Below are 12,197 nucleotides of genomic sequence, written 5' to 3'. Positions count from 1 at the left end.
GCTGAACCGAATGCCACATATCCTGATCGTCGAAGACGAAACCATCATCCGTTCCGCCTTGCGCCGCCTGCTCGAGCGCAACCAGTACCAGGTCAGTGAAGCCGGGTCTGTCCAGGAGGCCCAGGAGCGCTACAGCATCCCCGGTTTCGACCTCATCGTCAGCGACCTGCGCCTGCCCGGCGCCCCCGGTACCGAACTGATCAAGCTGGCCCAGGGCACCCCGGTGCTGATCATGACCAGCTACGCCAGCCTGCGCTCGGCGGTGGACTCGATGAAGATGGGCGCGGTGGACTACATCGCCAAGCCCTTCGACCACGACGAGATGCTCCAGGCCGTCGCCCGCATCATCAAGGACCGCCAGGAGAACAAGGCGGCCCCTGCCGAACGTGCCCCGGCCCGCCCCCAGGAGAAGAGCAGCGCGCCCCAGGCCGATGGCGAGATCGGCATCATCGGCTCCTGCTCCGCCATGCAGGAGCTCTACAGCAAGATCCGCAAGGTCGCCCCCACCGACTCCACAGTGCTCATCCAGGGCGAATCCGGGACCGGCAAGGAACTGGTGGCCCGTGCCCTGCACAACCTCTCCCGCCGCGCCAAGGCGCCGATGATCTCGGTGAACTGCGCAGCCATTCCCGAAACCCTGATCGAATCCGAACTCTTCGGTCACGAGAAGGGCGCCTTCACCGGCGCCACCGCCGGCCGCGCCGGCCTGGTGGAAGCGGCCGATGGCGGCACGCTGTTCCTCGACGAAATCGGCGAGCTGCCCCTGGAAGCCCAGGCGCGCCTGCTGCGGGTGTTGCAGGAAGGCGAGATCCGCCGTGTCGGCTCGGTCCAGTCGCAGAAGGTGGATGTGCGCCTGATTGCCGCCACCCACCGCGACCTCAAGACGCTGGCCAAGACCGGCCAGTTCCGCGAAGACCTCTATTACCGCCTCCACGTCATCTCCCTGAAGCTGCCCGCCCTGCGCGAACGCGGTAACGACGTGATCGAGATCGCCCGCGCCTTCCTGGCGCGCCAGTGCACCCGCATGGGGCGCGAAGAACTGCGCTTCGCCCACGATGCGGAACAAGCCATCCGCCACTACTCCTGGCCCGGTAACGTGCGTGAACTGGAGAACGCCATCGAGCGTGCGGTGATTCTCTGCGAGAGCCCGGATATCTCGGCAGACCTGCTGGGCATCGACATCGAGCTGGCCGACCTGGAGGACGACGACTTCCTCGACGGCCCCGCCCAGGCCACGGCCGCCAGCACCCACGAACCCACGGAAGACCTGTCCCTCGAGGACTACTTCCAGCATTTCGTCCTCGAGCATCAGGACCACATGACCGAGACCGAGCTGGCCCGCAAGCTGGGCATCAGCCGCAAATGCCTGTGGGAACGCCGCCAGCGCCTGGGCATCCCCCGGCGCAAATCGGGGGCTGCCACCTCCTGACCGCCCGAGGTTGCGCGTGACCGTGGGAACGGTTAGGAGTTCCCCAGGCTGTTACCGCAAAAACCTCTCGTAACAAAAGCCGGGTGAGTCGGTAACGGAAACCCGGCTTTTTTGTATCTCACCGTCATGCCCTGTTTTACGCAAGCTATTGATTTTAAAGGATTTGCAAAAGTTGGCACGGCAACTGCTTTATCTCTGGCACAACAACAATAAAAACCGTAGTAACCCCACAACAAGAACAATACGCACCGACTCCAGCACAACAAGAACAAAACCGCGGAGGCGCAGCTAACTGATTCTTTTGGAGAGGAGTTGCCATTGGGGCTTGCCCCATGACCAGGCCGAGAACAATAAAACTGCTTACTCAGGCAGCACCCGAACTGGTTGGATCGAATGATCACGGCACCATCAGCATCCAAAGCAATCCGTTTGCTCTTGACCCTCGATTCGAGGGCATATCCAGAGATCACGAATCTGCTGGTACGGGTCAAACAACAAGAACAGCAAGCCCGGCTCAATAATAAAAACAAAGCACGCACCAGTTTGGGGGGGAGCTTCGGCTCCCCCAGTAGCTTTGACACACTCCCGCCGCTTCCTTCACCATCCCCCCGCCCAGTGCTAGAATCCGCGCCCATCGTGCGGTCTCTCATTCGTTCCGGCCGCCCATCCCACACACAGTGCCTCCCATGCTGAAGAAGCTGATCCAGTCCTTTCGCTCTCCCCTGCGCCGCACCCAGCATCCCCGCAGCACACCTGAAGTCCTGAGCAACCGCCAGCACGCGCTGGACCGCGCGGACATCAGCCGTAACGCGGTGAACGTCGTGGAACGCCTGCAGAAGGCGGGCTACCAGGCCTACCTGGTCGGCGGCTGCGTCCGTGACCTCATGCTGGGCCTGGACCCTAAAGACTTCGACGTCGCCACCAACGCGACCCCCGAGCAGGTGCGTGCCGAGTTCCGCAATGCCCGGGTGATCGGCCGCCGCTTCAAGCTGGTCCATGTGCATTTCGGCCGGGAAATCATCGAGACCGCGACCTTCCGCGCCAACCACCCCCAGGGTGATGACGAAGACAGCAACCAGTCCTCGCGCAACGAAAGCGGCCGCATCCTGCGTGACAACGTCTACGGCAACCAGGAAGAAGACGCGCAGCGCCGCGACTTCACCATCAATGCCCTCTATTACGATCCGGTCACCGAGCGCGTGCTCGACTACGCCCACGGCGTGCACGACATCCGCAACCGCCTGATCCGCCTGATCGGCGACCCCGAGCAGCGCTACCTGGAAGACCCGGTGCGCATGCTGCGAGCCGTACGCTTCGCCGCCAAGCTGGGCTTCGAGATCGAGAAGCACAGCGCCGCACCGATCCGCCGCCTGGCCCCCATGCTGCGGGACATCCCCTCCGCACGCCTGTTCGACGAAGTCCTCAAGCTGTTCCTCGGCGGCAAGGCCGAGCGCACCTTCGAACTGCTGCTGGAGTACGACCTCTTCGCCCCGCTGTTCCCGGCGGCCGCAGCCTCCCTGGAGCGCGACCCCGAGTACGCTGGCGCCCTGATCCGCCAGGCCCTGGCCAACACCGACGAGCGCATCCGCCTCGGCAAGCCGGTCACCCCGGCCTTCCTCTTCGCCGCCCTGCTCTGGCCGGCCCTGCCCGTCCGTGCCGCCTTGCTGCAGGAAAAGGGCATGCCGCCGATCCCGGCGATCCAGGAAGCCGCCCACGGCCTGATCCTCGAACAGTGCCAGCGCACCGCCATTCCCAAGCGTTTCACCATCCCGATCCGCGAGATCTGGGACATGCAGGAACGCCTGCCCCGCCGCAGCGGCAAGCGTGCCGACCTGCTGCTGGAGAACCCCCGCTTCCGCGCCGGCTACGACTTCCTCCTGCTGCGTGAAAGCGCGGGCGAGGAAACCGGCGGCCTGGGCGACTGGTGGACCGACTACCAGGACGCCAGCGACAGCGAACGCCGCGCCATGATCCGCGACCTCAGCAGCCGCGACGAAGGCGGTGCCGCACCGCGCAAGCGTCGCCGTGGCGGCGGCCGTCGCAAACGCGGCCCCCGCAGCGAAGGCAGCGCCCCGGCTGGCGAATAAGATGGAGCGCGTCTACATCGGGCTGGGCAGCAACCTCTCGGACCCGGCCAGCCAGCTGCGCAATGCCCTGGCGGCCCTGGCCGCCCTCCCCGGCACGCAGCTCAGCGCCGTGTCGTCCCTCTACAGCAGCGACCCCCTCGGCCCACCGGGCCAGCCCCGCTACAGCAATGCGGTCGCCGTGCTGGACACCGACCTCGCCCCCCTGGACCTGCTCGACGCCCTGCAGGCGATCGAACTGTCCCAGGGGCGCGTGCGCAAGGACGAGCGCTGGGGCCCGCGCACCCTCGACCTGGACATCCTGCTGTTCGGCCAGCGGCAGATCGACGAGCCGCGCCTGCAGGTCCCCCACTACCACATGCACGCCCGCGCCTTCGTGCTGTATCCCCTGGCCGAGATCGCACCAGACCTGCAACTGCCCGACGGCCGGCCGCTCCAGGCCCTGCTGGACGCCTGCCCCTACGCCGGGCTGGAGCGTATCGAGGGCCTTTCCGCGCTGGCGGTAACGCCGTAACAGCTCGGTAACACCTGCAATTGACACCATGCCCCCCCATCGGGACTATAAGCGTCCCGTTGCCCCGTACCGGTGCAGAATCGGTACCGATGAGGACGTTTTCATGCCTGATGTGACCCTGACCACCCTTCAAGAGCTGAAGCAGAAAGGCGAGAAAATCGCCATGCTCACGGCCTACGACGCGACCTTCGCCCAGGCCGCCAGCCAGGCGGGCGCCGACGTCCTGCTGGTGGGCGATTCCCTCGGCATGGTCCTGCAAGGCCATGACAGCACCCTGCCCGTCAGCGTCGCCGACATGGCCTACCACACCGCCGCCGTGAAGCGTGGCAACCAGGGCTCGCTGATCATCACCGACCTGCCGTTCATGGCCTACGCCACCCTGGAGCAGACCTTCGCCAACTGCGCCGCACTGATGCAGGCCGGTGCGCACATGGTCAAGCTCGAAGGCGCTGCCTGGCTCGCCGAGCCCATCCGCCTGCTGGCCGAACGCGGCATCCCGGTCTGCGCCCACCTCGGCCTCACCCCCCAGGCGGTGAACATCCTCGGTGGCTACAAGGTGCAGGGCCGCCAGGAAGCCCAGGCGCGCCAGCTGCGTGCCGACGCCATGGCCCTGGAACAGGCCGGCGCCGCCATGCTGCTGCTGGAATGCGTGCCCAGCGAACTGGCCGCTGAAATCACCCAGTCGGTGAAGATCCCGGTCATCGGCATCGGCGCCGGCAGCGCCACCGACGGTCAGGTGCTGGTCCTGCACGACATGCTCGGCCTGTCCCTCACCGGCCGCACGCCCAAATTCGTGAAGAACTTCATGGAAGGCCAGACCAGCATCCAGGGCGCCCTCGCCGCCTATGTCCGCGCCGTCAAGGACGTCACCTTCCCCGCCGCCGAGCACGGATTCGCCGCATGATCACCGTCAAGACCGTCCGTGAACTGCGCGCGGCCGTCGCCCGTGCCCGCAGCGAAGGCAAGCGCATCGGCTTCGTGCCCACCATGGGCAACCTGCACTCGGGCCACGTCGCCCTGGTGGAGAAGGCCAGCCAGCGCGCCGACTTCGTGATCGCCAGCATCTTCGTCAACCCGCTGCAGTTCGGCCCCAGCGAAGACCTCGCCAAATACCCACGCACCCTCGCCGCCGACCAGGAGAAGCTGGTGGCCGCCGGTTGCCACCTGCTGTTCCACCCCGACGTGGAAGAGATGTACCCCGACGGCATGGACGGCCAGACCCGCGTCAACGTCCCCCTCGTTTCCGAGGGTCTGTGTGGCGCCAGTCGCCCAGGCCACTTCGAAGGCGTCGCCACCGTGGTCAGCAAGCTGTTCAACATGGTCCAGCCGGACCTGGCCGTGTTCGGCGAGAAGGACTTCCAGCAGTTGGCGGTGATCCGCAAGCTGGTGCGCGACCTGAACATGCCCATCCAGATCATCGGCGAGCCCACCGTCCGCGCCGAAGACGGCCTCGCGCTGTCCTCCCGCAACGGCTACCTGGACGCCGCCCAGCGCGCCATCGCCCCGACCCTCTACGCCACCCTGCGCCAGCTGGCCGAGGGCGTCCGCGCCGGTCGCAGCGACCATGCCGCCCTGCTGGAGGAAGGCCGTAGCGCCCTCGCCGGCGCCGGCCTGCGTCCCGACTACCTGGAGCTGCGCGAATCGCATACCCTGCGCACCGCCCAGCCCGGCGACCGTCACCTCGTGCTCCTCGCCGCGGCCTACCTCGGTAACACCCGGCTGATCGACAACCTCGCCTTCAACCTCGACGACAACGCCTGACCCGTGCAGGGCCCCGCCCGAGGGCCCACCGGATAAACAAGGAAAACGCCATGCACGCCATCATGCTCAAGGCCAAGCTGCACCGTGCCGAAGTCACCCATGCCGTCCTCGACTACGAAGGCTCCTGCGCCATCGACGGCGAGTGGCTCGACCTCGCCGGCATCCGCGAGTACGAACAGATCCAGATCTACAACGTCGACAACGGCGAGCGCTTCACCACCTACGCCATCCGTGGCGAGAACGGCTCGCGGATGATCTCGGTCAACGGCGCCGCCGCGCACAAGGCTAAGGTGGGCGACCGCGTCATCATCTGCGCCTACGCCCACTACAGCGAGGCCGAGCTGGCCAACTTCAAGCCGCGCATGCTGTACATGGCCCCGGGCAACGAGCTCAGCCACACCAGCAATGCGATTCCCGTCCAGGTGGCCTGACGCCCACACGCTAGACTCCAAGCCCGGAACACTCCGGGCTTTTTAGTGTTCATACCCTCGATCACTGTTTGAAAGGCACCTCATGAACCACCACCTGACACCGCTCGACGTCACCCGCCTGGACAGCTGGAGCGCCCTGCGCGCGCACCGCGAGGAGCTCGCCGGGTTCAGCATGCGCCAGGCCTTCCAGGACGACGCCGAGCGCTTCAAGCGCTTCAGCCTCAGCGCCTGCGGCCTGCTGCTGGACTACTCGAAGAACCTGCTGCGCCCCGACACCCTCGCCCTGCTGGTGAAGCTCGCCGAGGAAGCCCAGCTGGGCGAAGCCATCCAGGCCATGTTCCGCGGCGAGATGATCAACGCCTCCGAGCGCCGCCCGGTGCTGCACACCGCGCTGCGCCGGCCCATCGGCGACAAGGTGCGGGTGGACGGCAAGGACGTGATGCCCGAGGTGCACCGTGTGCTGCACCAGATGACCGAGCTGGTCGGCTACGTGCACAACGGCCTGTGGCGCGGCTACACCGAGAAGCCCATCACCGACGTGGTGAACATCGGCATCGGTGGCTCCTTCCTCGGCCCGCAGCTGGTGTCCGAAGCGCTGCTGCCGTTCGCCCAGAAGGGCGTGCGCTGCCACTACCTGGCCAACGTCGACGGCAGCGAATTCCGCGAGCTGGCCTGCAAGCTCGACGCCGAGACCACCCTGTTCATCGTCTCCAGCAAGTCCTTCGGCACCCTCGAGACCCTGAAGAACGCCCAGGCCGCCCGCGCCTGGTACCTGGCCCAGGGCGGCAGCGAGCAGGAGCTGTACCGCCACTTCATCGCCGTCTCCAGCAACAAGGAGGCCGCGCTGGCCTTCGGCATCCGCGAAGAGAACATCTTCCCGATGTGGGACTGGGTCGGCGGGCGCTACTCGCTGTGGTCGGCCATCGGCCTGCCGATCGCCATGTCCATCGGCATCTCCAACTTCAAGGAGCTGCTGTCCGGCGCCTACAGCATGGACCAGCACTTCCAGACCGCCCCCTTCGAACGCAACATCCCGGTCATCCTCGGCCTGCTCGGCGTCTGGTACAACGACTTCTGGGGCGCCCGCAGCCATGCGGTCCTGCCTTACGACTACTACCTGCGCAACTTCACCGACCACCTGCAGCAGCTGGACATGGAGTCCAACGGCAAGAGCGTGCGCCAGGACGGCACCCCGGTGACCGCCGGCACCGGCCCGGTGATCTGGGGCGGCGTCGGCTGCAACGGCCAGCACGCCTACCACCAGCTGCTGCACCAGGGCACCCACCTGATCCCGGCGGACTTCATCGTCCCGGTGTCCAGCTACAACCCGGTGGCCGACCACCACCAGTGGCTGTTCGCCAACTGCCTGTCTCAGAGCCAGGCGATGATGCTCGGCAAATCCCGAGAGGAGGCCGAGAACGAACTGCGCGCCAAGGGCCTGGACGAAGCCGAAGTGCAGCGCCTCGCGCCGCACAAGGTCATCCCCGGCAACCGCCCCAGCAACACCCTGGTGATGGAGCGCATCAGCCCCCGTCGCCTGGGCGCGCTGATCGCCATGTACGAGCACAAGGTGTACGTGCAGAGCGTGCTGTGGGGCATCAACGCCTTCGACCAGTGGGGCGTGGAACTGGGCAAGGAGCTGGGCAAGGCGGTCTACTCGCGCCTGGTGGGCAGCGAAGAGAACCCCGCCGAGGACGGCTCCACCCAGGGCCTGATCGACTTCTTCCGCGGCCGTCACCGCGGTTGATCGAAGCACCCCGCCGCCCAGCGCGGCGGGGTGTCAGCGGCAAAAGCGCTCGCGGTACTCGCTGGGCGTTACCCCCAGGGCCTGGACGAAGGCGCGGCGCAGGTTGTACTCACTGCCGAAGCCGGTTTCCAGCGCCACCCGCTTCAACGCCCCCTCCCCCGCCTCCAGCAACCGACAGGCCTTCTCCAGCCGCAGCTGCAGCACCAGCCGCGCCGGCGTTATCCCCAGCTCATCCAGGCAGTGCCGGTGCAGCGTGCGGGACGACACCGCCATCTGCGCCGCCAGCGTCTCCACATCCAGCGCCTCCCGCAGGTGCCCCCGCACCCAGTCCGCCAGCCGCTCCGCCAGGCTGCCCTGCCGGGCTTGCTGGGCCAGCAGCTCCGCACTGAACTGGCGCTGGCCACCCGGGCGCCGCAGGTACATCACCAGCCCCTTGGCCACCTGCAATGACAGCTCACGGCCGTGATCCGCCTCCACCAGGGCCAGGCACAGGTCCATGCCCGCCGTGACGCCGGCCGAGCTGTAGATGCGGCCCGCCTCCACGAAGAGAGACTCCTGCAGCACCTGCAACCGAGGGAACAGGCGCTGCAGCAGCTCGGCATAGCGCCAGTGGGTCACCACCGGCCGCCCGTCCAGCAAGCCTGCCTGGGCCAAGAGGAAGGCCCCGGTGCACACCGAGCCGCAACGCGCGGCGGCAGGCGCCACAGCGGCCAGCCAGCGCGCCAGCGCGCCCCCACCCATCGCGCGCTGCACGCCATGCCCACCCGCCACCAGCAGCGTTGCCCCGGCCAGCTCATCGGCCGCCGGCAGGGGCTCCGTCATCAGCGCCAGGCCCGTGCTGGAGCGCACCAGCCCGCCCTCGGGCGACAGCAGCCTGAGGGCATAGCCCTCGCCCTTGGGTAGTGCCTCGCTGGCCGCCGCGAACACCTCCGCCGGCCCGGTCGCATCGAGCAGCTGGAAGTCCGGAAACACCACGAGCGCCACCTGATGGCCGGCCATGCCACACACCTCGGAACAGACAGAAAAAGTTGGCAGATATTCACCCATCGACGTCATTCACGACAGCCCGCCGATCCGCAGACTGTGACCCACTGACGGAGAACGCCCATGCGCACCCTGCTGCTGATCCTCGCGAGCCTGCTGTTACCCACCCCGGCCCTGGCGGACGACGCCCTGCCGCCCTACCACCCCCGCTTCGGGCGGACGCAGCCGGTGATCGCCGTGGTCGCCGAGAACGGCATGACCGAACTGGTGGATCTCCTCGTGCCCTTCTCGGTACTCAGCCGCGCCCAGGTGGGCGAGGTGATCACCCTGTCCACCCAGCCCGGCCCCGTGCAGCTGATGCCGGCACTGCGGATGCGCGCCCAGGCCACCGTCGATGCCTTCGAACAGCGCTACCCGGACGGGGCGGACTACCTCATCGTCCCTGCCATGCACCACAGCGACGACCCGCGCCTCACCCGCTTCGTCGCCGAACAGGCGGCACGGGGCGCCATCGTCGTCGGCATCTGCGATGGCGTGCTGGTGCTGGGCCAGGCCGGCCTGCTGGACGGCCGCCGGGCCACCGGGCACTGGTACTCCCGCGACGAACGGCAGGCCGACTACCCGCGTACCCAATGGCAGGAGGACCGCCGCTACCTGGCCGACGGCAACCTCGTCACCACCTCCGGCGTCAGCGCCGCACTGCCCGCCTCCCTGGCCCTGGTGGCGGCCATCGCCGGGGACGAAAAGGCCCACGCCGTCGGCCGCGAGATCGGTGTGGAGCGCTGGTCCGCCGAGCACCACAGCCTCGGCTTCGCCCTCGGCACCCGGGGCTACCTGACCGCCGCCGGCAACTGGCTGCTGCCCTGGCGCCAGGAGACCCTGGCCGTGACGCTGGCCCCCGGCATGGACGAAGCGACCCTGGCGCTGCAGGTGGATGCCTGGGCCCGGACCTTCCGCACCCGCGTGGTGGGCAGCGCCGGCACGCCCGTCACCAGCCTCCACGGCCTGGAGCTGCTGCCCGATACCGCCGAAGCCGAGGACACCGTCGAACTGCCAGCCCCCCAGGCCCTGCCCGGCGCCGCACTGGACGAAGCCCTGCAGGCCATCGACGCACGCTACGGCAGCGCCACTGCAGACCTGGTCGCAGCCCAGCTGGAATATCCCTACAAGCCCCTTCGCGCCCCTTGAAGGCGGCCCGGCGTTGCAGGCAACCTTGTCGCCATCTCGGCAAACAACAACAAGGAATTCGCCATGTACGAGATCAGCCTTCACCCCGTGCCTGAAGTCGTGCGCCAACGCGCCCATATCGACAACGACACCTACCAGCGCCTCTACCGCCAGTCCGTGGACGAGCCCCAGGCCTTCTGGAGCGAGCAGGCCACCCGCTTCCTCCACTGGTTCAAACCCTGGGACGAGCTGCACCACAGCGACCTCGCCAAGGGCGAAGCGCGCTGGTTCAAGGGCGGCAAGCTGAACGTCGCCTACAACTGCATCGACCGCCACCTGGACACCCGCGCCGAGCAGATCGCGATCATCTGGGAAGGCGACAACCCCACCGAATCCGCCCACATCACCTACCGCAAGCTGCACAGCAACGTCTGCCGCCTGGCCAACGTGCTCAAGGCACGGGGCGTGAAGAAGGGTGACCGGGTGTGCATCTACATGCCGATGGTGCCCGAGGCCGCCTACGCCATGCTGGCCTGCGCCCGCATCGGTGCCGTGCACTCGGTGGTGTTCGGCGGCTTCTCCCCGGACTCCCTGCGCGACCGCATCCTCGATGCCGACTGCCGTGCCGTGATCACCGCCGACGAAGGCGTGCGCGGCGGCAAGTACGTGCCGCTGAAGCAGAACGTCGACAAGGCGCTGAAGGAGTGCCCGGACGTGTCCACCGTGGTCGTGGTGCAACGCACCCAGGGCGAGGTGGGCTGGGTGGAAGGCCGCGACCTCTGGTACCACGAAGCCCTGCAAGGCGCCGCCGAGGCCTGCGAACCGGAATGGATGGACGCCGAAGACCCGCTGTTCATCCTCTACACCTCCGGCTCCACCGGCAAACCCAAGGGCGTGCTGCACACCACCGGCGGCTACCTGCTGGGCGCGGCGATGACCCACAAGTACGTGTTCGACTACCACGAGGGTGACATCTACTGGTGCACCGCCGACGTCGGCTGGGTCACCGGCCACAGCTACATCGTCTACGGCCCGCTGGCCAACGGCGCCACCACCCTGGTGTTCGAGGGCGTGCCCAGCTACCCGGATGCCTCGCGCTTCTGGCAGGTGATCGACAAGCACAAGGTCAACATCTTCTACACCGCCCCCACCGCCCTGCGCGCCCTCATGCGCGAAGGCGAGGAGCCGGTGCGCCGCACCGACCGCAGCAGCCTGCGCCTGCTCGGCAGCGTCGGCGAACCGATCAACCCGGAAGCCTGGGAGTGGTACTACAACGTGGTCGGCGAGCGCCGCTGCCCCATCGTCGACACCTGGTGGCAGACCGAGACCGGCAGCATCCTCATCACCCCCCTGCCCGGCGCCACTGCACTCAAGCCAGGTTCCGCCACCCGGCCGTTCTTCGGCGTGCAGCCGGTGCTGCTGGATGAGAAAGGCCACGAGATCGAAGGCCCCGGCTCCGGCGTCCTGGCCATCAAGGCCAGCTGGCCGAGCCAGATCCGCACCGTCTACGGCGACCACAAGCGGATGATCGAGACCTACTTCTCCGCCTACCCCGGCTACTACTTCACCGGCGACGGCGCCCGCCGCGACGAGGACGGCTACTACTGGATCACCGGCCGTGTCGACGACGTGATCAACGTCTCCGGCCACCGCATCGGCACCGCCGAAGTGGAAAGCGCCCTGGTGCTGCACGACGCCGTGGCCGAGGCCGCCGTGGTGGGTTATCCCCACGACCTCAAGGGCCAGGGCATCTACGCCTTCGTCACCCCGATGAAAGGGCTGGAGCCCAGCGAGGAGTTGAAGAAGGAACTGCTCGCCCTGGTCAGCAAGGAGATCGGCAGCTTCGCCAAGCCCGAACTGATCCAGTGGGCCCCCGGCCTGCCCAAGACCCGCTCCGGCAAGATCATGCGGCGCATCCTGCGCAAGATCGCCTGCAACGAGCTGGAGAACCTGGGCGACACTTCGACCCTGGCCGACCCTTCGGTGGTGCAGAACCTGATCGACGCCCGCCTCAACCGCTGACCCCACGCCACCCGCGCCCGGCCGTCGCAAGACGGTCGGGCGTTTTCATTCCGGCACA

At 67.4% G+C, this 12,197-nt stretch carries 10 protein-coding genes; 9 read left to right on the top strand and 1 reads right to left on the bottom strand.

Annotated features, from left to right (window positions below; all coding sequences use genetic code 11):
• The first annotated feature begins 10 nt into the window (after positions 1-10).
• From FBY21_RS24330 to pgi, 7 genes are all read left to right on the top strand, one after another.
• Entirely contained in the window at positions 11-1,429 is a 1,419-nt protein-coding gene (locus tag FBY21_RS24330) for a sigma-54-dependent transcriptional regulator (RefSeq protein ID WP_142014325.1), read from the top strand.
• Between the two features lie 686 nt (positions 1,430-2,115).
• Positions 2,116-3,516 carry a polynucleotide adenylyltransferase PcnB gene (locus FBY21_RS24325; RefSeq protein WP_044403335.1) on the top strand — a complete coding sequence of 467 codons (1,401 nt, stop codon included), beginning with the start codon at positions 2,116-2,118 and terminating at the stop codon, positions 3,514-3,516.
• 1 nt (position 3,517) lies between these two features.
• The gene (gene folK, locus FBY21_RS24320) at positions 3,518-4,027 is read left to right on the top strand and encodes a 2-amino-4-hydroxy-6-hydroxymethyldihydropteridine diphosphokinase (RefSeq protein WP_142014322.1); all 510 of its coding nucleotides are present in this window, start codon (positions 3,518-3,520) and stop codon (positions 4,025-4,027) included.
• A 103-nt stretch (positions 4,028-4,130) separates the two neighbouring features.
• On the top strand, positions 4,131-4,931 hold the full coding sequence (gene panB / locus FBY21_RS24315) for a 3-methyl-2-oxobutanoate hydroxymethyltransferase (RefSeq protein ID WP_044403339.1): 801 nt from the start codon (positions 4,131-4,133) through the stop codon (positions 4,929-4,931).
• A complete protein-coding gene (panC, locus tag FBY21_RS24310) occupies positions 4,928-5,788 on the top strand; it encodes a pantoate--beta-alanine ligase (protein WP_044403341.1) in 861 nt (286 codons plus the stop codon). Before panB ends, panC begins: the two co-directional genes overlap by 4 nt.
• A 50-nt stretch (positions 5,789-5,838) precedes the next feature.
• Positions 5,839-6,219: an aspartate 1-decarboxylase gene (panD, locus tag FBY21_RS24305; protein ID WP_003457244.1), complete on the top strand. Its 381-nt coding sequence runs from the start codon at positions 5,839-5,841 to the stop codon at positions 6,217-6,219.
• An 82-nt stretch (positions 6,220-6,301) separates the two neighbouring features.
• A complete protein-coding gene (gene pgi / locus FBY21_RS24300) occupies positions 6,302-7,966 on the top strand; it encodes a glucose-6-phosphate isomerase (RefSeq protein ID WP_142014318.1) in 1,665 nt (554 codons plus the stop codon).
• Positions 7,967-7,999: 33 nt separating this feature from the next.
• Here pgi and FBY21_RS24295 read toward each other — a convergent pair whose 3' ends face one another.
• Positions 8,000-8,965, bottom strand: coding sequence for a GlxA family transcriptional regulator (locus FBY21_RS24295; RefSeq protein WP_142014315.1), 966 nt, complete (start codon positions 8,963-8,965; stop codon positions 8,000-8,002).
• A gap of 108 nt (positions 8,966-9,073) precedes the next feature.
• Here FBY21_RS24295 and FBY21_RS24290 point away from each other — a divergent pair, with 108 nt between their 5' ends.
• On the top strand, positions 9,074-10,138 hold the full coding sequence (locus FBY21_RS24290) for a DJ-1/PfpI family protein (protein ID WP_142014311.1): 1,065 nt from the start codon (positions 9,074-9,076) through the stop codon (positions 10,136-10,138).
• A gap of 63 nt (positions 10,139-10,201) precedes the next feature.
• Positions 10,202-12,139 carry an acetate--CoA ligase gene (acs, locus tag FBY21_RS24285; protein WP_142014308.1) on the top strand — a complete coding sequence of 646 codons (1,938 nt, stop codon included), beginning with the start codon at positions 10,202-10,204 and terminating at the stop codon, positions 12,137-12,139.
• The last annotated feature ends 58 nt before the right edge of the window (positions 12,140-12,197 follow it).

Source organism: Pseudomonas sp. SLBN-26 (assembly GCF_006715895.1).
Classification (GTDB): Bacteria; Pseudomonadota; Gammaproteobacteria; order Pseudomonadales; family Pseudomonadaceae; genus Metapseudomonas; species Metapseudomonas otitidis.
The sequence above is the reverse complement of the archived record's forward strand: the minus strand, read 5'-3'. Positions and strand labels throughout refer to the sequence as shown.

Bases quoted from the DNA above. Each gene is read 5' to 3' on its own strand.
- FBY21_RS24330 (WP_142014325.1), top strand. From the start codon at position 11: ATGCCACATATCCTGATCGTCGAAGACGAAACCATCATCCGTTCCGCC.
- FBY21_RS24325 (WP_044403335.1), top strand. From the start codon at position 2,116: ATGCTGAAGAAGCTGATCCAGTCCTTTCGCTCTCCCCTGCGCCGCACC.
- folK (WP_142014322.1), top strand. From the start codon at position 3,518: ATGGAGCGCGTCTACATCGGGCTGGGCAGCAACCTCTCGGACCCGGCC.
- panB (WP_044403339.1), top strand. From the start codon at position 4,131: ATGCCTGATGTGACCCTGACCACCCTTCAAGAGCTGAAGCAGAAAGGC.
- panC (WP_044403341.1), top strand. From the start codon at position 4,928: ATGATCACCGTCAAGACCGTCCGTGAACTGCGCGCGGCCGTCGCCCGT.
- panD (WP_003457244.1), top strand. From the start codon at position 5,839: ATGCACGCCATCATGCTCAAGGCCAAGCTGCACCGTGCCGAAGTCACC.
- pgi (WP_142014318.1), top strand. From the start codon at position 6,302: ATGAACCACCACCTGACACCGCTCGACGTCACCCGCCTGGACAGCTGG.
- FBY21_RS24295 (WP_142014315.1), bottom strand. From the start codon at position 8,965: ATGGCCGGCCATCAGGTGGCGCTCGTGGTGTTTCCGGACTTCCAGCTG.
- FBY21_RS24290 (WP_142014311.1), top strand. From the start codon at position 9,074: ATGCGCACCCTGCTGCTGATCCTCGCGAGCCTGCTGTTACCCACCCCG.
- acs (WP_142014308.1), top strand. From the start codon at position 10,202: ATGTACGAGATCAGCCTTCACCCCGTGCCTGAAGTCGTGCGCCAACGC.